25 protein-coding genes are annotated in these 25,762 nt (G+C 45.1%); 14 read left to right on the forward strand and 11 right to left on the reverse strand.

The genetic code is table 11. The features are described from left to right. Positions 1 to 5: 5 nt before the first annotated feature. Positions 6 to 317: a cupin domain-containing protein gene (locus tag PKI34_10655; GenBank protein ID HNS18269.1), complete on the reverse strand. Its 312-nt coding sequence runs from the start codon at positions 315 to 317 to the stop codon at positions 6 to 8. A gap of 333 nt (positions 318 to 650) precedes the next feature. Here PKI34_10655 and PKI34_10660 point away from each other — a divergent pair, with 333 nt between their 5' ends. Next, on the forward strand, positions 651 to 1,814 hold the full coding sequence (locus PKI34_10660; GenBank protein HNS18270.1) for a DUF2961 domain-containing protein: 1,164 nt from the start codon (positions 651 to 653) through the stop codon (positions 1,812 to 1,814). Positions 1,815 to 1,874: 60 nt separating this feature from the next. Here PKI34_10660 and PKI34_10665 read toward each other — a convergent pair whose 3' ends face one another. After that, complete coding sequence (locus PKI34_10665; protein ID HNS18271.1) at positions 1,875 to 3,425, reverse strand: M28 family peptidase; 1,551 nt, start codon at positions 3,423 to 3,425, stop codon at positions 1,875 to 1,877. 315 nt (positions 3,426 to 3,740) lie between these two features. On the opposite strand from PKI34_10665, the gene PKI34_10670 reads away from it, so the two are divergent. From PKI34_10670 to PKI34_10680, 3 genes are all read left to right on the forward strand, one after another. After that, positions 3,741 to 4,262, forward strand: coding sequence for a cellulase family glycosylhydrolase (locus PKI34_10670; GenBank protein HNS18272.1), 522 nt, complete (start codon positions 3,741 to 3,743; stop codon positions 4,260 to 4,262). Next, a complete protein-coding gene (locus PKI34_10675; protein ID HNS18273.1) occupies positions 4,252 to 5,247 on the forward strand; it encodes a carbohydrate-binding protein in 996 nt (331 codons plus the stop codon). The genes PKI34_10670 and PKI34_10675 overlap by 11 nt, the downstream gene beginning before the upstream one ends. A gap of 111 nt (positions 5,248 to 5,358) precedes the next feature. Next, entirely contained in the window at positions 5,359 to 6,243 is an 885-nt protein-coding gene (locus tag PKI34_10680; protein HNS18274.1) for a DUF1295 domain-containing protein, read from the forward strand. A gap of 16 nt (positions 6,244 to 6,259) precedes the next feature. Here PKI34_10680 and PKI34_10685 read toward each other — a convergent pair whose 3' ends face one another. Beyond that, positions 6,260 to 6,838: a carboxymuconolactone decarboxylase family protein gene (locus PKI34_10685; protein ID HNS18275.1), complete on the reverse strand. Its 579-nt coding sequence runs from the start codon at positions 6,836 to 6,838 to the stop codon at positions 6,260 to 6,262. A 172-nt stretch (positions 6,839 to 7,010) separates the two neighbouring features. Between PKI34_10685 and PKI34_10690 the strand changes: the two genes are divergently transcribed. Both PKI34_10690 and PKI34_10695 read left to right on the forward strand, forming a co-directional pair. Continuing rightward, positions 7,011 to 7,466 carry a cold shock domain-containing protein gene (locus PKI34_10690; GenBank protein HNS18276.1) on the forward strand — a complete coding sequence of 152 codons (456 nt, stop codon included), beginning with the start codon at positions 7,011 to 7,013 and terminating at the stop codon, positions 7,464 to 7,466. Positions 7,467 to 7,544: 78 nt separating this feature from the next. Next, a complete protein-coding gene (locus tag PKI34_10695) occupies positions 7,545 to 7,733 on the forward strand; it encodes a hypothetical protein (protein HNS18277.1) in 189 nt (62 codons plus the stop codon). A 366-nt stretch (positions 7,734 to 8,099) separates the two neighbouring features. Here PKI34_10695 and PKI34_10700 read toward each other — a convergent pair whose 3' ends face one another. Both PKI34_10700 and PKI34_10705 read right to left on the reverse strand, forming a co-directional pair. Next, positions 8,100 to 9,305 (reverse strand): hypothetical protein, encoded by a 1,206-nt coding sequence (locus tag PKI34_10700; GenBank protein ID HNS18278.1) that lies wholly within the window; start codon positions 9,303 to 9,305, stop codon positions 8,100 to 8,102. Between the two features lie 60 nt (positions 9,306 to 9,365). Further along, the gene (locus tag PKI34_10705) at positions 9,366 to 9,872 is read right to left on the reverse strand and encodes a hypothetical protein (GenBank protein HNS18279.1); all 507 of its coding nucleotides are present in this window, start codon (positions 9,870 to 9,872) and stop codon (positions 9,366 to 9,368) included. A 311-nt stretch (positions 9,873 to 10,183) separates the two neighbouring features. On the opposite strand from PKI34_10705, the gene PKI34_10710 reads away from it, so the two are divergent. Together PKI34_10710 and creD are read left to right on the forward strand one after the other, a co-directional pair. Then, entirely contained in the window at positions 10,184 to 10,876 is a 693-nt protein-coding gene (locus tag PKI34_10710) for an alpha/beta fold hydrolase (GenBank protein ID HNS18280.1), read from the forward strand. A 160-nt stretch (positions 10,877 to 11,036) separates the two neighbouring features. Then, positions 11,037 to 12,344 carry a cell envelope integrity protein CreD gene (gene creD, locus PKI34_10715; protein HNS18281.1) on the forward strand — a complete coding sequence of 436 codons (1,308 nt, stop codon included), beginning with the start codon at positions 11,037 to 11,039 and terminating at the stop codon, positions 12,342 to 12,344. Between the two features lie 173 nt (positions 12,345 to 12,517). Here creD and PKI34_10720 read toward each other — a convergent pair whose 3' ends face one another. The 3 genes from PKI34_10720 to PKI34_10730 form a co-directional block, all read right to left on the reverse strand. Next, the gene (locus tag PKI34_10720) at positions 12,518 to 13,384 is read right to left on the reverse strand and encodes a ChaN family lipoprotein (protein HNS18282.1); all 867 of its coding nucleotides are present in this window, start codon (positions 13,382 to 13,384) and stop codon (positions 12,518 to 12,520) included. A gap of 222 nt (positions 13,385 to 13,606) precedes the next feature. After that, a complete protein-coding gene (locus tag PKI34_10725) occupies positions 13,607 to 13,846 on the reverse strand; it encodes a hypothetical protein (GenBank protein HNS18283.1) in 240 nt (79 codons plus the stop codon). 64 nt (positions 13,847 to 13,910) lie between these two features. Beyond that, complete coding sequence (locus PKI34_10730; protein HNS18284.1) at positions 13,911 to 15,278, reverse strand: T9SS type A sorting domain-containing protein; 1,368 nt, start codon at positions 15,276 to 15,278, stop codon at positions 13,911 to 13,913. Positions 15,279 to 15,522: 244 nt separating this feature from the next. Here PKI34_10730 and PKI34_10735 point away from each other — a divergent pair, with 244 nt between their 5' ends. The 3 genes from PKI34_10735 to PKI34_10745 all read left to right on the forward strand — a co-directional run bounded on the left by PKI34_10735 (position 15,523) and on the right by PKI34_10745 (position 18,906). After that, positions 15,523 to 15,927: a hypothetical protein gene (locus PKI34_10735; protein HNS18285.1), complete on the forward strand. Its 405-nt coding sequence runs from the start codon at positions 15,523 to 15,525 to the stop codon at positions 15,925 to 15,927. Between the two features lie 192 nt (positions 15,928 to 16,119). Then, the gene (locus PKI34_10740; GenBank protein HNS18286.1) at positions 16,120 to 16,809 is read left to right on the forward strand and encodes an MBL fold metallo-hydrolase; all 690 of its coding nucleotides are present in this window, start codon (positions 16,120 to 16,122) and stop codon (positions 16,807 to 16,809) included. Positions 16,810 to 16,989: 180 nt separating this feature from the next. Continuing rightward, a complete protein-coding gene (locus tag PKI34_10745; protein HNS18287.1) occupies positions 16,990 to 18,906 on the forward strand; it encodes an adenylate/guanylate cyclase domain-containing protein in 1,917 nt (638 codons plus the stop codon). A 14-nt stretch (positions 18,907 to 18,920) separates the two neighbouring features. Here the strand turns inward: PKI34_10745 and PKI34_10750 are convergent, their stop codons facing one another. Then, positions 18,921 to 19,805 (reverse strand): MBL fold metallo-hydrolase, encoded by an 885-nt coding sequence (locus PKI34_10750; GenBank protein HNS18288.1) that lies wholly within the window; start codon positions 19,803 to 19,805, stop codon positions 18,921 to 18,923. A gap of 303 nt (positions 19,806 to 20,108) precedes the next feature. Between PKI34_10750 and PKI34_10755 the strand changes: the two genes are divergently transcribed. After that, positions 20,109 to 20,762 carry an NAD(P)-binding domain-containing protein gene (locus PKI34_10755; GenBank protein HNS18289.1) on the forward strand — a complete coding sequence of 218 codons (654 nt, stop codon included), beginning with the start codon at positions 20,109 to 20,111 and terminating at the stop codon, positions 20,760 to 20,762. 183 nt (positions 20,763 to 20,945) lie between these two features. Here PKI34_10755 and PKI34_10760 read toward each other — a convergent pair whose 3' ends face one another. Then, positions 20,946 to 21,575: a hypothetical protein gene (locus tag PKI34_10760; GenBank protein HNS18290.1), complete on the reverse strand. Its 630-nt coding sequence runs from the start codon at positions 21,573 to 21,575 to the stop codon at positions 20,946 to 20,948. Between the two features lie 319 nt (positions 21,576 to 21,894). On the opposite strand from PKI34_10760, the gene PKI34_10765 reads away from it, so the two are divergent. Together PKI34_10765 and PKI34_10770 are read left to right on the forward strand one after the other, a co-directional pair. Continuing rightward, positions 21,895 to 22,929 carry a 2-dehydropantoate 2-reductase gene (locus tag PKI34_10765; GenBank protein ID HNS18291.1) on the forward strand — a complete coding sequence of 345 codons (1,035 nt, stop codon included), beginning with the start codon at positions 21,895 to 21,897 and terminating at the stop codon, positions 22,927 to 22,929. A 49-nt stretch (positions 22,930 to 22,978) separates the two neighbouring features. Further along, positions 22,979 to 23,395 carry a hypothetical protein gene (locus tag PKI34_10770; protein ID HNS18292.1) on the forward strand — a complete coding sequence of 139 codons (417 nt, stop codon included), beginning with the start codon at positions 22,979 to 22,981 and terminating at the stop codon, positions 23,393 to 23,395. A gap of 131 nt (positions 23,396 to 23,526) precedes the next feature. Here the strand turns inward: PKI34_10770 and PKI34_10775 are convergent, their stop codons facing one another. Beyond that, positions 23,527 to 25,380 (reverse strand): adenylate/guanylate cyclase domain-containing protein, encoded by a 1,854-nt coding sequence (locus PKI34_10775; GenBank protein HNS18293.1) that lies wholly within the window; start codon positions 25,378 to 25,380, stop codon positions 23,527 to 23,529. Positions 25,381 to 25,762 lie beyond the last annotated feature (382 nt).

Consider the following 25,762-nt stretch of genomic DNA (forward strand, 5'->3'; position numbering starts at 1 on the left):
AATTCTCAGGAAACAATATAAATATATCGCAATTTCGAATCTGCCCTGTTGGACACATTATGTGATGTACGGGATGGAATATAGACCCCTGCTCCTGATTGAACCTCCGCAAATACCTGTTTGTCAATTTCAACTGTGGCTTTGCCTTCCAACACAATGATCAGTTCTTCCTTGTCATTGGTATTATGCGTACCAACTTCTTCACCACTATGTAAAATAACCATCCCTGACCTCATTTTCATTGCATTTTTATCTGTCAGAACAGGCATCCTTTGATGGTTCGAATTTCCTGAAAGGTCAAAAACAAATGGATTCATAAGCGTTTGATTAAGAATAACAATAAGGGGAGTACAAAAGTAGGTATTAAATAGTTATTGGTTTCGTCTGGAGAGGTTTAAGATAAATTGCGCCTGATCCTTGCTCATGATCCGGTAATGAGGATCTTAACACTGAAGAAAGGTTTGGCTGTGATGCGCCAATCCTTGCATTTGTGTAAAAAATTGCTTTCAAACCGTCCGTTAAAGTCATAACTTTACAGGATCTTATGCCCGTAATACAGCAATCAGATGGATGCCGGGTATAAATGGTACTTTCGTGGACCCTTGCATATGCAGTAAACCATAGGATATAAACATTAACCATTCTGCTTTATGAAAAGACCGGTTCCAGTAGTATTGATTTTTATTTTTGCTGCGCTGTCAGCATCTGCCCAGCAAAACTACAGCGGTATTGATGCCGGGATGCAAAACCTGTATAGATTGTCGGATGCAAAAACACGTTCCATCAGCGCTGAGAACTATGACGGCGCAAAAGGCGGCGGCGGTCGGGCCACCACAGGAACAGGAGCCAACGCGTCAAGAGAACTTGGACAGGGATGGAAAGTGAGCCCCAGTGTGGTCATAAAATCAAAAACCACGTTCACCGTTGCGGAAATTGACGGTGAGGGCTCCATCCAACATATCTGGATGACACCAACCGGCAACTGGCGCTTTTCGATCCTGCGCATTTACTGGGACGGGGAAACGGAGCCTTCGGTGGAAGTCCCGGTAGGTGATTTTTTCGGGATGGGATGGGGAAAGTACGCTTCCCTGCAATCGCTTGCGGTATGCGTCAATCCCGGAAGCGCATTCAATTGCTACTGGCCAATGCCATTCCGGAGGAAATGCGTGATTACCCTTGAAAATATGGACGTCAAGGATATGACCCTGTACTACCAGGTTGATTATATCCTGACCGAGGTGCCGGAAGATGCCGCCTATTTCCACGCACAGTTCAACCGGGTCAATCCTTTGCCCTACAAAGAAGACTACGTGCTGGCAGGCAACATAAGAGGCAGGGGGCAGTATGTGGGGACCTACATGGCATGGGGGGTGCACAATAATGGCTGGTGGGGCGAGGGCGAAATTAAATTTTTTATGGATGGTGATGCAGAATTCCCAACCATCTGTGGTACCGGAACAGAGGATTATTTCTGCGGCTCTTACGATTTTGACACACGCAGGCTGAACCAGGCAGGCGTGGAGGTCGTCGATTACACGGAATTTTCAGGTCCCTACACAGGCTTGCACCAGGTGATCCGGGGCGACGGGCATTACAACGTATCTCAGCGTTTTGGCATGTACCGCTGGCATATTACCGATCCGATACGTTTTGAGCAGGATCTGAAAGTCACCATCCAGGCACTTGGGTGGCGCAGTGAAGGAAGGTACCTGCCACTCCAGGACGATATCGCCTCTACCGTGTTCTGGTACCAGACGGAGCCACATCATCCGTTTCCAACGCTTCCTTCGAAAGACCAGCTGGAAGTCAACTAAGCGCGATTCCGGAGGTTAAGGCTGTAAATTACCGTTGCCAGCGATTGATACCGGGTATCCTTACTTTTTCTTTTCTTTCTTCTTTTCCTTTTCCGGCTCCAAAGGTTTTTCAACGTAGAACCCTTCCCTGGAGAGCAGGTGGTCAAGATTGGCGACGCCGTACACAACCACGGCTGTTACGATGGCCGTTTGCTCCTGGTATTCCCGGATGCTCTTGTCGTAGGTGTCGCGCTCGGTGTGCCAGATCTCCTGGTAGCTGAAGTCATAACCTTTCGGGTCGCCCGTGTTGAAGGTAATGGTGGGCACCCCCGCCACGGCAAACGGACCGCTGTCGGTCCCCCATGCTTTGACTGGCTTTTCGGAGGGTTGCCGCTCTTCGATTTTGAACGGGAAATCGGGATTTATGCTGTCTAAAGGCGCACAGATGCGGACAAAATCTTCCATCATGGCCGGTGAAACGGTTATCCCGGTGGGTACCGTTGGGCCCCCGTCACGGTTGAACATGTTGGAAATCCTTTCAAGCTTGTCTCCATTCCGGTCAACCCAGCTCTGCGACCCCAGCAGTCCGAATTCCTCCCCTGCCCAAAGTGTGACCAGGATGGTTCGTTTGGGTCTCCCTCCTGCCTCCATGATCAGACGGGCAGCCTCCATAGCAGGGGTGGCCCCGGAACCATCGTCCACGCCACCGGTGCCCACGTCATAGGAATCCAGATGCCCGCCCATAATGACATACTCATCCGGGAATTCAGTGCCCGGAATGACGCCGATCACGTTATGGTATTGGATGGGTCCCGGTCTGAAATGGTTCCTTATATCGAATTCAAGCAGAAAATAGCGCCTTTCCTCCGCCATTTGCCGTATGATTCTGTATTGATGCTCATCCAGTTTGATATCGGGCACTGCCGGGAGGTTGTCGAAGGTCATGCCGGCGATGTTCTTCCTGTCGTACATGACACGAATGGGTGTTTTGGACGACTGAATGATGCCCAGGATTCCCGCCTGGCACATTTCTTTGTAAAAAAGCGCGGGTTCCTCGTTCAGGGGAAGTAATTCCTTTTCCGGCAGGCCTTTGTCCCTGTTTTCCCAATTCTCCCGCCTGATCTTATTGTTTTCCTTTTCAATGGATGCATTGACAATCTTGATGGAGTCCCGGATGCTGTCAGCGCGCGCGGAAAAATCAATGGGCCAACCTTCGTTGATGCCATTGATCAACACCCAGGCTCCTTTCAGCTTCCCCTTCATCCGGTCATACTCAGCCTGGGTACGCGGTTCGATGAGCACATGGCCCCGCTGTACCCCTTTGGTACCGGCAGTGTAAGAAGGCGTGGCAAAGTGGAGCTGCATCCCCTCGTCGGAAAGCATTCGCCCCGACCAGGGACCGCGGTTGAAGCCTACCGGTAGTTCGCCCACTTCGTCCATGATCACCTCCAGGCCCCATTCCCGGAAACTGGCAGCAGACCATTCGGCTGCGTTTTCATAAGCATCCGATCCGATGGGGCGCCCACCGAACCGGTTGCAGAGTATGTCAAGGTGATCCATAACCCGGTTGTCCGTCTTCCCGGTCTTAATAATCTTTTCAACAACAGGATCGGTCTGGGCAAGGACGAACATGACCTGCAGAAAACCCGTGATCAGAAGTAAGGATCGTTTATTTTTCACAACAGCGATTTTATACATAAACATTCGTGGATAATTGTCCGCAAAATTAGGAGAATGTATTTAATTTTCCTCTATAAATCTACCAGCTTCAGCATAACAGATTCCTGGTGAACAATTTCCAGGGGAAAAAACATCATTCAATTCTATGCAGTCCTTAATTGGTCTTGGGATTATCCGTGCCCGAGGCATGGATCATGGAGTGCAGAAAAGGTACACTTCCCCGCTTGCACGGGGATGACGCTGACCTTTAATGTGTATTTTTGCATTATGAAAAAATTGATCAACAGTTTTATAGCAGGGTGTTTTCTGATTTCGGGCATATCCAGTACCCATGCCCAGGGATTTTTGCACGCTGAAGGCAAACTGATCTTTGATGGCTATGGAAATGAAGTGCTGCTGCGGGGGATCGGTACAGGGAACTGGCTTCTCAATGAAGGGTATATGATGAAATCAGCCGATTTTGCCGGTACCCATACCCAGTACCGGACCAAACTGGAAGAAACGATCGGCGAAGCAAACACGGAAATTTTTTACCAGCACTGGCTGGATAACCATTTTACCCGCGCGGATGCCGATTCCATGCAAGCCTGGGGGTTCAATTCGGTGCGGGTGGCCATGCATTACAAGTGGTTTACACTGCCCATTGAAGCAGAACCTGTTCCCGGGCAGGACACCTGGCTTGAACCGGGCTTTGTCCGCATCGACAGCCTGCTTGACTGGTGCGGTGACAACGAGATGTATCTGATCCTGGATTTTCACGACGCGCCGGGAGGACAGGGTGGATATTGAAAAATGCAACGACAACCATCCATCCGGCAACGGTTATGATGTGGGTTGGACCAGCGACAACGAATGGATGCAATTCACCATTCACAGCGACAGCACTGCTGCCTACCCTGTGCAGTTCAGGTCCGCCTCGTTATCCGATCCTGCCATCGTTTACCTAATGGTCAACGGTACCGATGTTTCACCATTCCATCAGTTACCTGCTACGGGGGGATGGCAGACCTGGCAGACTTCTATGATCGATGACGTCATCATCCCTGCCGGAGAAAATAAAATACGACTGCATTTTTACCAAGGGGGATCCAATGTCAGCTTTTTTCAATTTACCAACCCGGTCCCGGTGAGTGCGGTACCCTTTGGTTTTATCTCAGCTTCGACCAATAGCGAAGGAACCTCTGTCGTATTGACACTCAATAAATCAATTACAGGTTCAACTGCAACGGCTGCTGATTTTGAAGTCCGGGCAGATGGTAACCCGAATGAAATTGATACTGTGCAGATGAATCCCGGAAACGGAATGCAGTTGCTGATCAGGCTCAACCATAAGATCCGGTACGGGCAATCGGTTACACTGTCTTACTCAGGCAATTCAGTCGTCAGTGATCAGCAATCTCTGGAAAATTTTGCTGACAAACCGGTCAAAAACAACCTGCCCCGGCGTTTTGTGCTTCCGGTCCTGATCCAGGCAGAAGATTTTGATTTCAATTATGGATTCCAGCTGGAAACGTGCACCGATGCAGGCGGGGGCGAAAATGTGGATTTTGCCAACAACGGTGATTACCTGGATTATTACATTTCTGTACCGGTGGCCGGTGAATATATCGTCAAGTTCCGCGTTGCATCGCTTTACTCCAATGGCAGCATCTCCATCAGGCCGGGATCCGGAAATTCATTTAACCAGCTGAGGACTGTTCAATTCAGCGGGACCGGCGGATGGCAGTCCTGGACTACGCAATCCTCGCATTGCCAGGTCCTGCTCATTCACTGAACGGATTGACGATCAAATTTTAAAACCAGGGATCTATTTTCTGAATCTATGTACAGACCAGGGTTCGTTGACAAGAAAACTCATTGTAAAATAATCACGCGTTGAAATGCCATGCTCAATAAAAGAAAAAAAATTTTTGCACTGATCGTATGCGCCATCGCCTATCTGGCAACCTTGGTCATCTGCTATCTGCTTACCCCGCTGGTGGATCACTTGCACCCTTTGATGGCTGCCGCCATTCTTGATGGAGTGGCCACTGTTTTCATCTTTGGATTCAGTGTTGCCTTCAATAATTCCAGTTTTTACGATCCCTACTGGAGTGTGGCACCAGTTCCCGTAATTCTGTACTGGATGGGGCGAGCAGATCCCGGGCAGGTGAATTCGCTCCGTCAGTACCTTATTTTAAGCCTTGTCATCATCTGGGCTGTCAGGCTTACCTGGAACTGGATCCGGCGGTGGAATGGATTTGCTGATGAAGATTGGAGATATGCCGGTCTCCGGAAAAAATATGGAAACTTATACTGGATCGTCAGTTTTTTTGGATTTCATCTCTTCCCGACCATCATCGTTTTCCTTGGACTGGTATCGGTTTACCCGGCCATCACCATGAATCCGGCACCCATAACGGTGATCGATTTGATCGCAGGGATCATGACGATACTTGCCATCGTACTGGAGACCGCTGCGGATGAGCAATTGCGGAGATTCATCCAATCAGGCCCCACACCGGGGTCCTTCCTGCAAAAGGGATTATGGAAACATTCCCGGCATCCGAACTACCTGGGTGAGGTCTCTTTCTGGGCGGGACTTTTTATGTTCTCCCTGGGGTCACACCCCTTTCAGTGGTGGTACCTTGCCGGGCCGGTTGCAATGATCCTGTTGTTCCGGTTCATCAGCGTACCCATGATCGATGCAAGAATGTCGGACAGAAAAACCGGCTATGATCATTATATAGCTAAAACCCCGGCAATATTCCCCTGGCCGCCTAAAAAATGAACGGTCCTGACCGGGATCATAATCCCTTTATCCCCTCCAGTGAAGGTTCAACCTGTACCCTCAGGGCATTGTTGACCAGGGAGAAAAGAACATACTGCGAAACCAGGGAAATCAGATCAACCAGTTCGGAATCCCTGAGTTGATTGCGGTATTTTACAAAGACTTCATCTCTGATGTCGCGTTCAGTCATCAGTTCGTCGGTAAGGTTCAGCAGGGCCTCCTCGCGGGCACTGAATCCTGAAGGAAGTGGAAACGCCTTCACTGCTTCCAGCAGGCCTTCCGTCACCCCGAATTCAAGCGCCACCGGGATGTGATGCTTCCATACATAATTGCACCTGTAATGCACGGCCATCCGGAGGATCACCAGTTCCTGCTCCCTGACCGTCAAGCCCATTCTCAATTTGGAAGTGACCCAGTAATCCAGAAATTGTTCGAGAATATCCGGATTGTACATCAGCGTGCCCAGCACATTGACAGGGGCATACCCGCCTTTGAGCGCATCTCCCGGCAGCCGTTTAAGGATTTCCTGGCATGGGGACGACATGGTTGCAGTATCCAATGGAACCAGTCTCGGTGTTTCAATATTGCTTTTCATTGGCATTCTTATTAGTTGATGAAACGGATTTGAAGGTTAAAAATAATTAAAAATAACACCGTTATCCACGATAATAGGTTACCTTTACGCCTTGAGCCCGCCCGATGGCAAATCTCTTTTATGCCAAACCTGAAGGCGGGGAATGATTATTATACACCTGACAATCGTATTTATGGGTAAAGGACGTGAAACATTTGGCAAAAAGGATGTTCGATCCAAAAAAGAAAAGAAAAGAAAAGAAAAAGAACTTAAGCGTATCGAGCGCAGAGAAACAAAGGGAAGTGGCAATCCCGGGGACATGATCGCTTATGTGGATGAATTCGGCAATATCACTTCAACCCCTCCGGATCTGACCAAACGGTCGACCGTCAAGGCCGAGGACATACAAATCGGCGTGCCAAGAAGTCTGACATCCGACCTGAATGATGCCATCCATGAAGGAATCGTGAAGTTCTTTGATGACAACAAAGGTTATGGGTTCATTCAGGACTCGGAGAACAAAGTGGATATTTTCGTCCATATCAGTGGTGTCATCGATCCTGTGAAGGAAGGCAATAAAGTGACCTTTGAAGTGGTGAAGGGAATCAACGGACGGAATGCCGTCAATGTGAAGATTGTCAGGGAATAATCATTCAACCTTCAGAATCATCTTGCACCTTCTTTCAATCGCTGGAGAAGGCCCCAAAATTTAAATTTCAAGGACATTATGGCTAATAAAAGCTCTGATTTCGACCAGAAGATAAAACTGGACGTTGATCATTTTTTGATTAATTTTTCAGATGGCTATATCGAATGCCAGCTTTGCGGATCCAGATCCTCCATCCCTGGAAGGAATTTCGGCATCGGTAACAGGGAGGAGATCTGCGATTTTAAGGAAAAGCACAAAACCTGCTGAAACATTATTCCCAGGGTAAAAAACAACCTCTGGATTTCGAAATCATGGCGATATGGGTTATGTACAGGATCTTGATCCTTTGAACCTTTTTCAAAGGTTGTCAAATGAAATGGAATTTGACATACTTCTATGGTCAATTTACAATTAAACGATCTTTATTACTGCTTGATAAAGCGCATTGCGTACAAATCATGTGTCGGCTGGGCGGTGTTCGGTTTCGTAAACTGAAAACCGCTGGTCTTCCACGTGAAGGACTATGCTCTGTTCTTGGGCAGCCTGAGATTATTGATCATTTTGGCTGTGGCAATGCCTTTCTCAGGAAAGATTGACTGGAGAGGAATGGATTAAAAACGCTGAGAACCCGGATTACCGGTCCCAATAATGCCCGAAGACGATGTAATAGGCGAACTGATCCGGCCCGCGGGCAACGTCGACCCCCATCCTGAGCTTGAACAGGCGGGCTATCAGGTAACGGAATCCTGCCCCGCCCGCCCAGTGCCAGGTCTCATCCTCAAGGTACGTGCTTGTACTGTACGTCCTGCCGGTCCCGACGAAGCCGACCACACTCCACCTGGGCGTAAAGTCGAAACGTTGCTCCGTTTCAAATGAAAGGATCTTCTGTCCCTGGTACTTTGCCGCCGGAAGGCCGCGCATGGTCAGGTACGGGAGCATATAAAAAGGGGCATCGTCCGACATCATGTTCCATTGGGCCATAAGGCCGCACACCCAGGGTTTGAAAGGCTGGAAGAAAATGTTGGTGTAGATCTCCAGCTGCTGGTAATCGTCATCACTGCCAAGCCAGTTCCGGGCAAGGGTGCCGGTGGCCCTGAAACGTATCCCTTTGTCGGGCGTGAATATCGAATTCCGGTTGTCCCATTCGGCAAAAAGACCCGCATAGCCTACGTTGGAACGGTCATCTATTTTTTCCAGCAAGGTATCCAGCTGGAAATACTCGATGATCCTTCGCAGGGTATCGCTTATCTGCAAATCATATTTGACTTTTGTGGTGGCGAAGGTATAATTCAAGCCCAGGAAGATCTTATCCTTCCATATGTTCTCGCTGGCTTCCACAATGCCGAAAGCAGACCCCAGGTTAAACAGGAAGGATTTTGTCCTTTCCCCGGTTAGTTTTGTATTGATGGTCCTGTAAAATTCAACGTTGAGCGGGGCATAGCCGCCAACGATCCTGTACCTCATGCGTGCTTTCGGGAAGGTCCCCTGCCGCAGAGCAGCCACCCCCCAGCTGTTATTGAGCGTCCACATGCCAGCTACACCGGTAATGTCGGGAAAGGTGTAGTTGGCTTTGGCCTTGGCGCTCTCCTTCGGGCTGATGAATACCAGCGCCATGGCGAGCCCGAAGTCTCCCAGGGCAGGCTCGCTGATAATCGACGGCCAGGGGATGAACCCGTGCATATCGATCAGGTACTTGCTGAAATCCAGCTTGTGGTCCAGGGTATCGATCATCACCGATTTTTTCTCCCGGGATTCAGGGGATGGCTGTGGCTGCTGGGCGTGTGCGTAAGCACCGGTGGCTGCCGACAGCAGCAAGATAAAAAGTAACCTTATGGTCATGGTGGGATTGGTTTTAAGAACAATGCCAGTTCGTTTCAAATATAGAACATAGTCAGGGAATTACAAGGGGAAATTACGAAATATCCCCACGATCTCACCGTAATAAACCATGTGATAATCCTTCTGCGGGTAATATCGTTTGATGATTTCCGGATCCAGGGTTACAGGATCGAGAAAATGTTTGTGTACCGTCCTGCATTCAAAATGAATGGCTGATTCGGAAATGAAAAAGGAATCAACAAGGTGGCACTTCTCAACGTGCAGGTTGCAAAGTTCGAGTTTATTGGTATCACATCCAGACCGTGTACCACATAAATTCAGCTCTTTTCGGTATGGATCAGGCAATACGCACACTGAAAAGTCCCTGCTGGATTCCATCTTTTGGAAAGTATAACGCACGGGCCTCACCAGAACGTTCATGATCTCCTTGTTCCAGATGTGTCCGATGGTACTCCATCCGATGGTCATCGGATTGGGTGGATTACCGGCAACCAACAAGATCCCGTCACCATCAAGTCGGTCCAGTGTTTCGATCAATACTTCGGATAAATCAACCTTTTTCCTCATCATTGTCTGTTTTTGGGAATCTCAAAAATACAACAATTCACTCACCAAGAGCATCTATTGCTGGATATGTTCATCAGCGAGAATAACCCCAAATTCTTCGAACAGAATGACTTTAAGGATAACTTTGTGGCTGACAAGAAATTGGACACGCCGGCTTCTTTGCTTGCCAGAAACCAGCCCATAGTGATTCCATCATTTCATTGATTTTGTCAAAAAAGATACGATTGGCAAACAAAATCGGGGCAATGCGGCAAACGGCATAACATATCCAGTTTAGGGAAAGTTACGAATAATCCATAAATGACTTGAAAATGATGCATAAATTCTGGTTTGCAGCCATCATCGCTCCCGTGCCGGACGAACAGGCCTGGTTTGGCACATTCCGCATCGGCATCTGGCCCGATTATTTTCCGGAGGTACAGTTTTCAAAAGACCCGGAAACGCTCAACCAGTATTTCCGCCAGATGACACCCAACACGGGTGATTTTGACATCCAGGTCATTTCAGATGCAGTTTCGGAACTTTTCAACAGGATCGGCCAGGGAATCCTTGTCACCCATTCCCAAAGCGGCGGGCCGGGGTGGATAACGGCCATCAAAAACCCGAATGTGTGTGCCATCATCTCTTATGAGCCGGGCAGCAACTTCGTATTTCCGCAGGGAGAAGTGCCCACGCCCCTGGAAAGCGCAGCAGGTGCACTTGAAGCCATTGGCGTACCGTTGGAAGACTTCAGGAAGCTGACCAAGATCCCGATCATTCTCTATTATGGAGATAACATTCCTGCAACCCCAACCGGCAATCCCGGGCAGGACAGCTGGAGGGTAAGGCTTGAAATGGCCAGACGATGGTGCGAGGCTGTAAACCGGCATGGCGGGGATGTAACCCTCGTACATCTGCCCGAAGCTGGCATCCAAGGAAATACCCACTTCCCGTTTTCGGATCTGAACAATCTGGAAATAGCGGACCTGATGTCCCGGTTCCTAAAAGAGAAAGGATTGGACTAAGGGCTTTTAAACATCCATTGCGAACCTTCAACATTCAACACATAACCCTCAATCAACAAGATGATTTTCAATAGTCATCGAAAGTTGCACTGTTTAATCTTACAAATCCATACTGTAAATGCCGGATTGGACGTTAATGATTCTTTAAATACCAGTAAAAATGGCTGAGAAATCAAATATCAGGCTTACCATAAAAGGATTTATCGTTACAGTTTTGATGATTTTACTTCTTATTCCCACTTTCATCATGCATACATTGGTAGATGAAAGAAAGGCCCGGCAACAGGATGCCTTCTGCGAAATAAGCGACAAATGGGCAAGGGCTCAGACGCTCGCTGGCCCGGTACTATCATTCCCCTACGAGGACTATTATACAGAACCCAATGGTTCTGTTCGTAAAATCAAAAAATACATCCATATTCTTCCCGGTGAACTCACGATCCAGGGAGAATTGCTGCCTGAAAAACGGTACCGGGGAATATATGAAACTGTTGTCTATAAGTCGGATCTGGAAATTACGGGTTCTTTTTCTGACCTGTGGTCATTATTTTCATCCATCCAGCCAGAGAATGTGTTATTTGATGAGGCCTGCCTGTCGATGGGGATAACCGATCTAAGAGGAATTGAGAATAATGTGACCGTTGACTTCAATGATACGACCTACCCGTTCAATTCAGGTGTGGAATCAACTGACCTCTTTAACAGCGGGATAAATGCACGGATCCCTTTTAATGACAAGGATTCCCTGAATGATCGTTACAATTTCTCAATAAACCTGAAACTTAGAGGATCAGAATATATTTATTTCACACCTGTCGGAAAAGAAACGACTCTCCGTTTAACATCCAGCTGGAAAGCCCCCAGTTTTGACGGCGCATTTTTACCGGATAGCAGGGAGATCAAATCAACCGGGTTTACTGCAAATTGGAAAGTATTTCATTTGAACCGGAACTATCCCCAATCCTGGTTAAATTCAGCATATTCCATGGAGGGCTCATCGTTCGGGGTCACGTTGTACCTGCCTGTGGATAATTACACGAAAACAGACCGCTCCTTAAAATATGCCATACTCTTCATCGCCCTTACATTTATAATTTTCTTTTTTCTTGAGCTGATCAATCATAATTCCATCAACCCATTGCAATATATTCTGATTGGTTTTGCATTATCCATATTTTACATTCTGTTATTATCCATATCAGAGCAACTCTATTTCAACATAGCCTATTTGATCGCAAGCATCATGACCATTGGGATCATTACGTGGTATTCAGGAAGTATTCTCAAAGAAAAAAAATTAGCGTATCTGGTCGGAGGAAGCCTTGTGATCATTTATGGATTTATTTTCGTCATCATTCAGGTTCAAGACTATGCCCTGCTGATTGGCAGTCTGGGAATATTTATCATTTTAACCGTCATAATGTATTTCTCGCGTAAGATTGACTGGAAAGGAGTTGAAGAAAACTAATGGCCGGTACAAGGAATAGTACAAAGGTACTTTCTGGTTTCGGTTTCCCTCCTGATCAGGCGATTTAGAAGGATGAGGGGAAGGATGCAGATCCCTGCTTTCGCGGGGATGACGTAAAGCAGTCATGAATAATGTTTCCGTCAGGGCATTCGGTGGAAACCGGCATTGGCTGGTCAATAGGTCTTTGTCATGGAAGAATCCACACAGATGATGAAATCGGCCAGTCCAAAGGAATCTTTATCCAGTTCCTCCAGATCATTCTGCTCAAAAGTACTGATTGTCAATATTTTAACTTTAGGATCCCCATTCTTAAGATACCAGCAGATACCTTCATAACGGTCGGAATGATAGGCCCCGTTGAAATGAAGGAAGATTTTCCCTTTGCTCCATTTGTGCAGGATGAAATGGGCCATGGTTGCGTCCTTGATGGCCTGAGCCCGTGGCAGGTTCCCGCTGGCGTGGGCGTCGCCCATACCTCCCATGCTGAGCATTTGCCTGTAGCAATTCAATTCAGGATCATACAATACGGGCAGCGGGGCGATGTGTGTTTTTGCCTCCTCACTCAATTTGTCCAAACCTTCAAATCCATCTTTGGCAACAACGGCGGCGTACCTGCGGGGGATATTGGTCGCCACAAAATCCAGGTCGTTGTCGCGGGCAAACCGGACCAGTGGCCGGTAATCCGTAGCATAATTATCCCAAAGCTTTGCCTCCTTTTCAAAGTTGCTTTCCCTGATCTTCTGTGAAATATATTCATTCAGGATCAGGCTGTTATCGTGCTCAAACATTTCAGCTCCCAGGACCAGGCCGGTCCCTGCACTGCCAAACAGGTCCATGGTAAGTTCCAGCTGAAGCCAGTGTGCAATGGGATTATTGTGAAGTTCACCGAAAAGGATGATGTCAGCATCCTGCGCAGCTTTTAACAGGTCCTTATAATCTTTTTGCTTTCCGTCACCATCAAAGAGAACGTAGGCCGGCTTATCCGTTTTCAGTGCCGTAAACAGAATGAAGAGCAGTAGGGTCAAAATGCGTGTTTTCATCTTGGCATATTTTTGATTTGGGTTGGTGAACCTGTAGTTTTTTGTGTGAATGTCGTCAAAGATACGACAATCGGATAAGAATTTTAAAATGGAGAATTTTGCCAAGAAACTCAGAATGTAACTGCGCGATGAATCAGAGAAAGAATCGGTGCTGCATTTTACCGGACAGTTGCGGAAGCAATGACTTTCCGGATATCTTTACCGGCCATGCCCATTACTTTGCTAGTGGTGCCGCCAAACATCCTGCCCAAAAGCCTCCGTACTCTTATGATAGTCGTTCACGGTAAGCACCTTCCAGTCCTGTATCTTATTGAGGTTTTCGCTCAGGGCTGTGACAGTTTCGTCATAGCTCAGGACACTCCTGTGCTTGACCAGCATGAATGAAGGCATTGCAAAACACACGATGAGTCCCATAAGTACCATACCAGCCAAGGCGAAAACTACAGCCATTAGAATGTTCATTTTTTACCTTCTTTTTATAGTCGAACTCTGTTTCCGGATATGGTATAGTTTATAGAAATGAATGTTATTGCTTGATGATCTTCTCCACCATCACCGTTCTGTCATTCTGCACCCGTACGAAATAAACACCACTTTGCAGAGCATCAACATCAATATCAGTCTTTGGTTCCGTTATCCTGCGTGTTATGAGTTGCTTACCATCAAGGTTCAAAATGGTCAGATAGGTATTTTGCAGTATTAAAGCAGGGATTTCAATCGTGATGGCTGTGGATACCGGATCGGGATAAACAAACAATTCGAATTCTGATCGTACTTCATCCTGTCCGGTTGCATAAAAGAAATCGCCATATACGTACTTTTCGTCGTTTACATAGGGTTCTTCAAGAGAAGGATCATAGGCCTGAATGATTTCTTCTGTCAGGTTTTCTCCATCAAACGTATAGAAATATTGTTCTCCTGACGAATGATACCAGGAATCTGCAAACCACTCTTCATGTTTAAAGAGTTGTGGGTAGTTATTCAGTACCGTCAAGGTTTCACGAATATAATTTCCCCAATAGCCTCCACCCCAATACATTTCCCGGGTCATTTCCCAACCCCCGTTTGCATCATAAACGGTTGATTCTCTGATATTAGGATCCCAGAAATCATATTCCCATAATTCTTCCACGAAATACACAAAAGATGCAACTGCCGTCCCAAGTAACGAACTATAACCAGCACCGGGGTCATACTCATGCCAATCAATATCTATATAATGGTAGAAATCTTTCCAATCCAATTCATAGAGGTCCCATTCTTGAAATAATATCTGGGTTGGGTATCCATTCGCATCCAGAGTATAGGTTTCCTTCACCATCCAGTACCATCCAGAAGTATAACTGTAATTTTGTGTACTTATGGAAGATACCCAATCCTCCGGCGTGTACTCATAGCTATACTGGTATCCATTCATCATCCACCATGAGGGATCGGGTTCTCCCCACCACACATATTCGCTCACCGTATCCAAATTTCCATGAGTATCATAGGTCAATGTGTATTTATAGGCATTTTCCCAGGAACCGGATTCATTCGTTTCTTCTAACATTTCCGTTATTCGGCCTTCTCCGTCCCAATAATATGTCGATCTGTAATTCGGTAGATTGGTACCGATATCATAATCCGTATCAACATGTGGGTATCCATTGGGATAATAGAGAGTTTCATAATAAAATTCAAGGACCCAGTCAGCATCCCAGGCATAGCCATAGGTTTTCTGAGGCAGACCGGCATCTCTAATATCTTCCGGATTAAGGTGCTTTAAAACTTTAGCAAAATGAGGATTTTCGAATAAATTTTTATTCAATCCCCTGTCAATCTGGGCATTGACAGTCAACGACACGATAATGCCAATACAAAGAATGACAACGATGGTAATGAATCTTTTCATAGTCATAGGGTCTTGAAAAATTTAACATCATTTGCAAGGTAATTACTTGATAAGGGACTAATGCCTTTGTGGATAGATGGCAGCAGAAAAGGGGCTGCAGAGAAATGCTCATTTGTCAACGACATTCATCCCTTTTGAACACCCGAAATTATGAATAAAAAAGGTGAAAGTCAACTTTTTAGGCAATTTTCTTCAGGTAATTGAACTTTTAATAATTAAGGCTACAGCTCTCAAACAGACACGCATGGGAACAATTTTCACTTTCGCCTCGGCAGTACTGGCATTTCTGTTCGGCATCCTATACCTGACAATGCGAAAATTCATGAACTATCACAGAGTGGCCGTGCAAAAAGATTGGGAAGAGCTGGCACCGGAGATCAGAACGCTGATAACGGCTTTGATGAGAGCCTCCAGCGGCGGATTCCTTTCGGTATCCCTTGGACTCGCTGTTTTGCAGATACGTTTCAGTCACGGCCATGAACACTCCATTGCCCTGACCATCCTGGCTGCTGGCAGCATCCTGGCGCTCGGCTCCCTTTATGCCATGCTTCTGGTCAGGACCAGGACGAAAGGCCGTCCTCCCATTGTCCCTGTTGCGGTCATATTCATTCTATTGATTGCCGGGTACTTCTTCAACATCCTGGGGTGAAGCGGATGCCCCAGTTTAATTGACCAGTCCACGCCGGGAAAAACTTTAGTATTAAATAATTGATAATGTGAAACATAAGAATACCTGGTCAGACCGGCACAATGTGATCAAATTTTCCGGCGCATCCGGTTAAGGACAGCATGGAATTGATTATATTTGATGCAGGTCTGGTGCTTGAAAAAACCTATAATCGTGTCGCTATCAGTTTATCCGATTCGTTTGGGCCTTACCGTGTGTTATTTGATCAAAGATAAAGGTGCGGTCCTCTTCGATGCCGGGATGCCCCGGAAAATAAACCGTTTCAAAAGATCCCTTTCCGGGATGCCGGTCGATCCTTCAGAAATAAGCCTGATCATTCTGAGTCACGCTCATTTTGATCACGCGGGAACGGCAAAGGACATCCGTGAATTCACAGGTGCCAGGATCCTCATCCACAGGGAAGATGAAACTTTTCTTGAACAGTCACGAATGGTCTGGCCGAAAGGCGTGACCAGGTGGGGAAAAATTTCTGCATTTATCTTTAAGATCATACTCAAACGGGTAATGAGGTATCCACATGCGAAACCCGATATGGTGATGGACACTGAAGAATTTTCACTCCGGGAGTATGGCATTGATGGCCGTATACTGCATACTCCCGGTCATACAAGAGGTTCGGTCAGTGTCCTGCTGGAATCCGGAGAGCTCTTTGCAGGATGCATGGCACATAACAGGTTTCCGTTCCGGCTAACACCTGGGCTGCCCATCTATGCAGATGATATTGAAGAACTAAAGCAAAGCTGGAAGAAGATTCTTCCGCTGGGCGTTAAAATTGTCTATCCGGCCCACGGCCGTCCTTTTCATCCGGATAAAATGAAAAAAGAACTCGGATTTACCCCCTGAACAATCCGTTAGTACTACCGGTGGTTCACTTAATCTAGACGGGCAGGTAAATTTTACCAGGAAAGGCCAGGGAAAGGTCAGGGAGCATTTGGAATGACGGCCGCGGAGGCATTTACAGGATATATTATTTGCGCCCTGTCCTATTTTTTCATATCTTTCGGCATCCAATTCCCGAGTTTTATGCGTAAACTCGCTGCCATTATGTTCACTGACATCGTCGGGTATTCGGCCCTGATGTCGAAGGATGAAAAGCTGGCGATGAGTGTCCTGGAGAAAAACAGGAATCTGCATAAAGAAGCGATTGCAAAGTTTGACGGCGAGTACATCAAAGAAATCGGTGACGGAACCCTGGCGATTTTTCACAGTTCATTCGATGCAGTGAATTGTGCCCTTGAAATTCAGAAGGCCTGCTGCAAGGAACATTCCCTTAACGTGCGGATTGGCATTCATATCGGGGATATTATCGAGAGTGAAGGCGATGTGTTCGGGGATGGCGTCAATGTAGCGTCCAGGATCGAGGCAGCAGGGGAACCAGGAGGAATATATATTTCCGAAAAAGCCTACGATGATATCAAAAATAAGGGGGGTATCAGGGCGGAATTTTACGGAGAAAAAAACCTGAAGAATATACCGGACCCGGTCAGGATCTATACCTTAATCGCCGGGCAAAAAAGATCAGAAACCGCTGAATCCATTCGCACAGGTCATGGTACGTCAAAAGAAAAATCCATTGCAGTGTTACCATTTCAGGATATGAGTCCGGAGAAAGACCAGGATTACTTTTGTGACGGGATTACAGAAGAGATCATTAATGCGTTGACTCATATTCAAAGGTTAAGAGTCATCGCCCGTACAACATCGTTTTCTTATAAAAATAAATATGAGGATGTCCGCAAAATCGGTAAAGATCTGAACGTAGAAACAATACTTGAGGGGAGTCTGAGAAAAGCAGGTGATAAACTTCGTATCTCAACTCAGCTCATAAGTATATCAGACGGTTCCCATTTATGGTCAGAGAGATATGACAGGGAAATGAAAGACATATTCGAAATTCAGGATGAGATATCACTGGCTGTTGCGGAAAAGTTAAAGATACACCTGTTTGAAGAAGAAAGAAAACAGGTTGTTAAAAACAAAACTCAAAACCTGGAAGCTTACCAAGCCTATTTAAAAGGACTTTTTCATTGGAATAAAAGAACAAGAGAGGGATTATTAAAAAGCATTGAATACTTTGAAAATGCCAGTGAGATTGATCCAGATTATGCATTGGCCTGCACAGGCTTGGCCGACTCATATCTCATGCTGGCCAATTGGGGATACTCATTACCGAAAGATACCAAGACAATAGCAAAGAAAATCTTATTAAAATCCCTTAAAATTGATAATAAGCTTGCAGATACGTATGCTTCTTTAGCCTTTATAAATTCATTGTATGAATGGAAATGGAAAGATGCTGATTTAAATTTTAAAAAAGCGCTTAAACTTAATCCCAACCTCCTGAAAACGCGTGTGTGGTATACTGTACATCTTTTAGGGCTGGGGAAGACAAAAAACGCTTTGGAACACTCTAAGCGTGCTCTTGAGCTTGATCCGCTGTCCCTTGTCGCTAATAATTCCAATGCATTGCTCCTTTACGGATTACGGCAATATGATGATGCAATAAAACAGTTCCGGAAAACACTCCTGATCGATGATACAGTACCTGTACCATATAACTTTTTATTTTTTATTTACCTGCTAAAGGGATTATATGCAGATGCTGTAAGGGAATATCAAAACCTGTTATCAAAAGATCCTATGACAGAACAATATGTAAAGATCATAGGGGATATTTATTCAAAATCAGGAATGGAAGGATGCTTGCACTGGCTGATTGATGAGGGATTTGATTTCCATAAGCAAATTTACTGTCTGCCCTACTTTCGGGCAGTATGTCATGCATTGCTGGGTGAAAAGGATAAAGCATTTGCATGGATGGAAAAAGTCCTTGAAATGCGCAGCGATCAAATTTTCCTGATGCTAACGGATCCTGGATTAGATAATCTTCGAGGTGATCAGCGATTTTCATTGTTATTAGAGAAAACAGGACTGCAATAGGACTTCCGGCCTTATTATTTTACCTCAAGCGGCTGCCATTGCCACCCTTTTCCTTTCTTTATAATATGACCCAGGCTGGGAAATGGATGGAAATGCTGGGCAAGCACCCATGCTTTCTTTTCGGCTAAAAGGTCACACAGCTTGCGTTTGCTGGCATCAGCAACAATAGGTTGAATATCAAAAACCGGGTGAAGATCAGGTTGCTCCAGCAGAAACGGAAAAAGGATGGCGTCACCGATAAAAAATATTTCTTCATCTTCAGAAGAGAAAGATACCACCATATGACCTGGTGTATGTCCTGGAGTAAAGTGCACTCTGATGCCCGGCAAAACTTCAGTTTCCTCTGTTAAAAGTTCAATGCGGTCTTTTATTGGACTGAGTTGCCCCCGTGCAATTTTCATAAAAACTTCAATGGGTGCTACTTTGGACAGATGTTCAGAGAATTTCCCGAATGCCTCTTCAGAGAACCAGAAATCCCATTCATTCTTCCACATATAATAGCGGGCATTTGGAAAACTGGGATTGCCCTGATCATCAAGGGTGCCGCCAATATGATCAGGATGTGCATGAGTAATAATAACTATAGTTACATCTTCCGGCTGAACACCGGCAGCTTTCAGATTACGGATCAGGTTACCTGTTTTAGGGCCGAGTTTACCACCTCCCATATCCGTAAGAATTTTATTTACACCCGTATCGACATATAGAAATGTATATGGGGATATTAACTTATCCGTTGGCAGATTGTGATCACTGAGGATTCCTTTGACCTGCTCATCTGTCTTTCCAGGGAAGAAGTGCATGGGATTATAATCATAACTGCCATCGCTAACGGAAATACAGTTGAAAAGACCAATCTTAAACCGGTAGAAATCTTCATTGTGTTTTTGTTCAAACATGTGTAGGAAATTTTACTGCTTCGCATTGTTAATGGTAAATATCATGGCAAGTCTGATGCCCTGGTTTCTGACGCTGCGCGTGTAGATTCATTGACAGATTTGTTCCGGTTCCAAAGATATGCACTATTCTGTTCAAAGCATCAAATCCTACTGTAGTAGTAAGCCAAGCGTGCATAAGACAAAATAGCCTGAGGATCGTATAGAGAAAGCAGTGTGTCCGGCGAAGCTCAGCTATCAATAATACTGACTATAAGTTGCTTTTTCAAAAAAGTTTTTGTAATTTTGAAACAAATAATGAACGTCATGGATCAAAAGAAAATTGGCATTATTGGTTCCGGGCCTGTTGGGCAGGCTCTGGCAACAGGTTTCACGAAGCATGGCTATGAGGTCATGATTGGATCGCGCAATCCTGACAAATTAAACGAATGGAAATCCCGCAACACTGGAAAGATAAAAACGGGAACCTTTTCTGAAACAGCAGCATTCGGTACAATTCTGGTTCTGGCTGTCAAAGGGACCGCAGCAAAGAACGCCCTGCAGCTTGCAGGCATGCAAAACATCCGGAATAAAACGATCATCGATACCACCAATCCGATTGCTGACGCTCCCCCGTCAAACGGTGTGCTGAAATTTTTTACCGGTCCGGATCAATCCCTGATGGAACAACTTCAGGAAGCATTTCCCGGCGCTCACCTTGTCAAATCATTCAGCTGCGTGGGTAACCCGCTGATGGTCAATCCCGATTTCGGAGGAACAAAACCCACTATGTTCATCTGTGGCAACAATGAAGCAGCTAAATCTGAAGTAAAACAAATCCTGGAACAGTTTGGCTGGGAGCCTGAAGATATGGGAGTAGCCGAAGCTGCCCGTGCCATAGAACCTCTTTGCATCCTGTGGTGTATTCCGGGTATCCGGGAAAACAGGTGGGTGCATGCATTTAAGATGCTTAAGGTTTAATTTTTGAAGATCCCGACCATAGTCAGTAAAGTTATTGTGGACACGGCAATTATTTCTGCACAGAGCCGAAGATTCTGCCAGTCCGAGCCGGAACAACTTATCCGCAGTATTCTATTGAAAATCTTATTGATAGGGAGATCAATTTCAATCGGCGAAGGCTGATCAATTTAACCGGCATATGCCTCAAAAGTTCGCTGACAGGATCAGTACGAAGTATAGTTCATCAAATCCAGGGCTAAAAAGATAACCAGACATTTCATACCTTTTAAATCCTCCACCAATCAGAAATCCCGGCTCAATTTCAAGTTCATAATGGGGCATTTGTGTTAATTGTGCACTTAATCCTAACCATAAATACTCGAAAGGCGAATAGGTCAAGTCTGTCCAATTATAAAAAAAATTATTGCCATTATCGTGAAGGTCAAAAACATACTCCGATTCTGAAGACAACTCAAATCGATCCAATCCCAGAATGATTTCCAAACCGGGAGCTATTCCATTTGTATTACCAATTATACCGCCTGCCATTGGTGTAATAGTGTATTCAACGTTGTTACCACCGCTGAAGTTGTAGCCGATCCAGGCTGAAAATGTATTTATGTCTTCATAATTATACCGGGCTTCAAGGTGCAGCCTATTTTTATCAGCAGAATAAATAGGTAGAAAAATAAAATCATCTTTTAAAAAGATGAGGTCGATCTCAACCTCGTGATTCCAGCGTGAAGATGATATCGAATCCCGATCCTGAGCAAAGGCGGATGAAAAGCATATTATATATAATCCTATTACAGTTGAAACAAGCTCTTTGTACATTATCAGAATTATTATTAAAGGCTCCCAAATGAATTGGGTTAATCTCTCCGGGCAGCAATTTACTAACTTTTAATTTCTGTCCAATTTTATCAGACCACTACACTTTTCTATTTCCCGGAACATAATGCCTTCATGTCCATGATCGTAAATTACGGAACGGATGGTGACAGCCCGCTCAAACCGGTATTTCTGGAAATGCGTGATAAAGTGGCAGAAATCATTATCAGCAAATGACGCAGAAGTTCATTACTATGGATACAAAAAGCTCAAACATTTACTATATTTACCTATTCTAATCCGTGATTTATTTTAAAAGCCCATGGAAACAAAACAACCAAAAATACTGGTCATCGGTGCAGGAGGTATTGGAGGAATTACAGCGGCACATATCGCCCGTACAGGATATGACATTGAAATTGTGGATATCCAGCCCGGACTGGCGGATAAAATAACAGAAGAGGGTATCCATGTCAGGGGAATGAGGGGAGATTTCAGGGTGCGAGTGAATGCCTTCGCTGATATTCGGCAAGTACGTGAAAAAAAAGATGTTGTCCTGATCGCAACCAAGGCGAATTCGCTGGAACAGGTTGCCAGGGATATAAAAGCGGCTCTCAGTGAAAATGCGGTGATTGTGTCGATGCAAAACGGAATGTGCCCGGAATACCTTTCCGGTATTTTTGGTGACCAAAAGGTCATTGGTTGCATCATTGGCTGGGGCGCAACCGTTCACGGGCCCTGTGAGCTGGAAATGACCTCAAAAGGAGATCTGGTCATTGGGTATCAGGGATCCCGGAAACCGTTTCATTTTGATTTCGTCAGGGAAATACTGAGTACCATAGCACCGGTCATCCTAACGGACAACTTGCATGGGTACCTGTATTCCAAACTGATCATAAATTCCTGCATCACCACGTTGGGTGCACTGTGCGGGCTTACACTCGGCAAGATGCTCGCAAAACGAAAAGCGCGAAATATCTTCATTCATATCATCCGGGAAGGGATCGCTGTCGGAAAGGCGCTGGGAATAAAAGTGGAAAAATACGGCGGGAAGGTCGATTTCTATAAAATTGCCGATGATACAACCCGTATAGGACAAACCAGGAGCCATCTGATCATCCGGATCATCGGTCTGAAATACAGGCGGCTGAAATCCTCCAGCCTTCAGTCGCTCCAGGCGGGGCAGCCCACAGAGGTCGATTTCCTCAACGGATATCTTGCCCGGCAGGCTAAATCGCTCAACATACCTGCTCCCCTGAACGACTTCCTGATTCAGACCATTCATGAAATTGAAGAGGGAAAGAGGGCGATCGTACCTGAAAACCTTGACTTACCTTTTTTTGATCAATACATGTAGGATATCCTCAAACGGATGAACGTATTCAATCATTTTCAAAACTGTATCCATGGCTGACATAATCGGAACTATTTGCACTTTTGCAGCAGCAGCACTGGCATTTCTGTTCGGCATCCTTTACCTTATCAAAAGAAAATTCATGAGTTATCACCGCAAGGCGGTTCAGAAAGAATGGGTTGAACTGTCGCCGGAAGTGAGGACACTGATATTGGCTTTGATGAGAGCCGCCAGCGGAGGGTTCCTTTCGGTATCCCTTGTACTCGCTGTTTTGCAGATACGTTTCATTCACAGCCATGAACACTCCATTGCCCTGACCATCCTTGCTGCTGGCAGCATCCTGGCGCTCGGCTCCCTTTATGCCATGCTTCTGGTCAGGACCAGGACGAAAGGCCGTCCTCCCATTGTCCCTGTTGCGGTCATATTCATTCTATTGATTGCCGGGTACTTCTTCAACATCCTGGGGTGAAGCGGATGCCCCAGTTTAATTGACCAATCCACGCCGGGAAAAACTATAGTATTATATAATTGATCGTGTGAACCATAAGAATAGCTGGTCAGACCGGCACAGGGTGATCAAATTTTCCGGCGCGGCCAATGTTATGCTTCCACAAAATACATATCCACTTCACCTTTATTTTTGGCCACAATTTTACCACGATACGTACAATTGAATTTATCTTTCACCAGGGTATACGTTACTCCGCTTATGTTGATCTTGCCCGCTTCACCGCTGCTTTCCATTCTTGCTGCCAGATTTACCGTATCGCCCCAGATGTCGTATGCATATTTTTTTACTCCCACAATTCCTGCTACAACCGGCCCGGTGTGAATCCCTATTCTTAATTCAAATGGAATTTCCCCCCTCGTCTCTTTTTCCTTTTTACGTTCAAGCATGAAGTTTCTGATCTCAAGCGCAGCACTGATCACATCCGGTGCATGCGTGAAATTTAATGTTGGCATTCCACCCACACAGATATATGCATCTCCGACAGTTTTTATTTTTTCAACCTTGTATTTCGGAAGTATAAGGTCAAAGGCGCTGAAACAATAATTGATCTCATCAACCAGCAATTCGGCGCTTACCTTTTCGCTTACACTTGTAAAGTCCTTAAAATCGGCAAACATTATCGTAACCATGCTGAATGTTTTTGCCTGGCAATGCCCGGTTAGCTTTAATTCTTCTGCCACTTCAATGGGAAGAATGTTTAAAAGCAACTCATCGCTCCGTTTTTTTGATTCAGCTATAATTTCATTTTTTTTAACAAGCACTTTATTTGCTTTTTGCTGTTGTCTGTTATTTCGATAGAGCATAAATCCAATGAACAGAAACACACCCAATCCTGTTAGAAAAGCATAGTTTCTTGCCTTGGCCTCAGAAAGAGATTTTTCCTCCTCCAGTTCCTGCAGGCGCATTTGTTCTTTAAAATACAGTTTCTGAAAATCTGTTAAATTTTCAATGGTTTTATTGTAAGCACTATCCTTGGAAATCAAAGCCAATCCCTGGTATTTATATGCACTGTCCATTTCATTTTTTAGTTTATAGCCCTCAAACAAATTTTGATATGCCGTACCCAAATTTGTTGAACCCATCGTTTGTAATATTTTCAAATACTTTTTTGCGTAGTACAAACCAGAATCTTTATCTTTTTCGAGCAGAAATAAATTGGTTAAACTGTTGTAAATGGAACCTTCATAAGCAATGTTATTTTGTTCGATAGCTGCATCTATACCTTTGTGATAATTTTGCAATGCAGAATCTTTGTCTCCTTTTTTCAAATAAATATTGCCCAGGATATAGTAAACATAAGAGAGGTATTTTTTTTCTCCGGTTTGTTTTAAAATCAACTCAGCATTCTTTTCCATTAATAATGCAGAATCTATTTTGCCAAGATGTAAATAGGTACTCCCCAGGTTCATGGTCACAAATCCCAGCATTGAGGTGTCACCAATTTCTTCTGCAATTTTAAGGGTTTCGTTGTAGTGGAGAATTTGTTGTTCCGTGTTGTTGGTATTGCCCATCAGATGACCAAAATTGTGATGGATGTATTCTAAAACTCTAAGACGGATTTTGCGGGGAGAGGAATAAGAATACCAGGTATTTTTTTCGCTTTCGGGATCTTCAGCAATGTTAAGTGCATGTTGCAAACATGAAAAGGATTCAGGATATTTTCCCAACTTCATTAATAGATAACCTCTATAACACCAGCAATTAGCTTCTTCCAGCTTTTTATTATTTTTATTGACCAACAACAGAATTTCATCACTATAATAAATTGCAGAATCTCTGTTAGCTTCTGCATAATAATCAACAAGGCCTTCCATTATTGAAACGCGCGATGAGTCACTTGTAGTAAGTTTTAATGCTTGAATTAAACTGTCGGGATGGCTAAACTGAGCCATTGATCCTATTGGGAGAAGAACCAGTAAAATGACTTTAAGGTAAGATTTCATTCCTAAATCTTTAATGCTTATCTGTACTATTTCTATAACCTGTCTAAAGACTTCACGAACTGATCTTTGGTAAAGTTACAAAATACTTAAAGAAATGGATGCGGTTGGGGTCAGACTTCTTTCCACCGTGGAATGAATTGGGGATGGATTTGATATGTTGCACAATAAGCTTTGGAATTGATTATTTCCCTCGAGTCCCGGCACATTCCTGGCGCGTTAGGAAGATGACGCGATGTAACGATGTTACGACGCAGGGATATTCAAAGGATTCTTGTTAGTCCGATTTGAAAAGGATGAAGGAATGGATGCAGGTCGCTGCTTTGGCGGGAATCTCATTATCCTGGTACAGACTGCACCTGCCGGATAAAACGACCCGCCAATC

It is taken from the genome of Bacteroidales bacterium, assembly GCA_035342335.1.
Lineage (GTDB): Bacteria > Bacteroidota > Bacteroidia > Bacteroidales > JAGONC01 > JAGONC01.

What these genes read in the sequence shown, in the direction of transcription:
- PKI34_10655 (HNS18269.1), bottom strand. Translation starts at nt 317, where the DNA reads ATGAATCCATTTGTTTTTGACCTTTCAGGAAATTCGAACCATCAAAGG.
- PKI34_10660 (HNS18270.1), top strand. Translation starts at nt 651, where the DNA reads ATGAAAAGACCGGTTCCAGTAGTATTGATTTTTATTTTTGCTGCGCTG.
- PKI34_10665 (HNS18271.1), bottom strand. Translation starts at nt 3,425, where the DNA reads ATGTTCGTCCTTGCCCAGACCGATCCTGTTGTTGAAAAGATTATTAAG.
- PKI34_10670 (HNS18272.1), top strand. Translation starts at nt 3,741, where the DNA reads ATGAAAAAATTGATCAACAGTTTTATAGCAGGGTGTTTTCTGATTTCG.
- PKI34_10680 (HNS18274.1), top strand. Translation starts at nt 5,359, where the DNA reads ATGCTCAATAAAAGAAAAAAAATTTTTGCACTGATCGTATGCGCCATC.
- PKI34_10685 (HNS18275.1), bottom strand. Translation starts at nt 6,838, where the DNA reads ATGAAAAGCAATATTGAAACACCGAGACTGGTTCCATTGGATACTGCA.
- PKI34_10690 (HNS18276.1), top strand. Translation starts at nt 7,011, where the DNA reads ATGGGTAAAGGACGTGAAACATTTGGCAAAAAGGATGTTCGATCCAAA.
- PKI34_10695 (HNS18277.1), top strand. Translation starts at nt 7,545, where the DNA reads ATGGCTAATAAAAGCTCTGATTTCGACCAGAAGATAAAACTGGACGTT.
- PKI34_10700 (HNS18278.1), bottom strand. Translation starts at nt 9,305, where the DNA reads ATGACCATAAGGTTACTTTTTATCTTGCTGCTGTCGGCAGCCACCGGT.
- PKI34_10705 (HNS18279.1), bottom strand. Translation starts at nt 9,872, where the DNA reads ATGAGGAAAAAGGTTGATTTATCCGAAGTATTGATCGAAACACTGGAC.
- PKI34_10710 (HNS18280.1), top strand. Translation starts at nt 10,184, where the DNA reads ATGATGCATAAATTCTGGTTTGCAGCCATCATCGCTCCCGTGCCGGAC.
- creD (HNS18281.1), top strand. Translation starts at nt 11,037, where the DNA reads ATGGCTGAGAAATCAAATATCAGGCTTACCATAAAAGGATTTATCGTT.
- PKI34_10720 (HNS18282.1), bottom strand. Translation starts at nt 13,384, where the DNA reads ATGAAAACACGCATTTTGACCCTACTGCTCTTCATTCTGTTTACGGCA.
- PKI34_10725 (HNS18283.1), bottom strand. Translation starts at nt 13,846, where the DNA reads ATGAACATTCTAATGGCTGTAGTTTTCGCCTTGGCTGGTATGGTACTT.
- PKI34_10730 (HNS18284.1), bottom strand. Translation starts at nt 15,278, where the DNA reads ATGAAAAGATTCATTACCATCGTTGTCATTCTTTGTATTGGCATTATC.
- PKI34_10735 (HNS18285.1), top strand. Translation starts at nt 15,523, where the DNA reads ATGGGAACAATTTTCACTTTCGCCTCGGCAGTACTGGCATTTCTGTTC.
- PKI34_10745 (HNS18287.1), top strand. Translation starts at nt 16,990, where the DNA reads ATGCGTAAACTCGCTGCCATTATGTTCACTGACATCGTCGGGTATTCG.
- PKI34_10750 (HNS18288.1), bottom strand. Translation starts at nt 19,805, where the DNA reads ATGTTTGAACAAAAACACAATGAAGATTTCTACCGGTTTAAGATTGGT.
- PKI34_10755 (HNS18289.1), top strand. Translation starts at nt 20,109, where the DNA reads ATGGATCAAAAGAAAATTGGCATTATTGGTTCCGGGCCTGTTGGGCAG.
- PKI34_10760 (HNS18290.1), bottom strand. Translation starts at nt 21,575, where the DNA reads ATGTACAAAGAGCTTGTTTCAACTGTAATAGGATTATATATAATATGC.
- PKI34_10765 (HNS18291.1), top strand. Translation starts at nt 21,895, where the DNA reads ATGGAAACAAAACAACCAAAAATACTGGTCATCGGTGCAGGAGGTATT.
- PKI34_10770 (HNS18292.1), top strand. Translation starts at nt 22,979, where the DNA reads ATGGCTGACATAATCGGAACTATTTGCACTTTTGCAGCAGCAGCACTG.
- PKI34_10775 (HNS18293.1), bottom strand. Translation starts at nt 25,380, where the DNA reads ATGAAATCTTACCTTAAAGTCATTTTACTGGTTCTTCTCCCAATAGGA.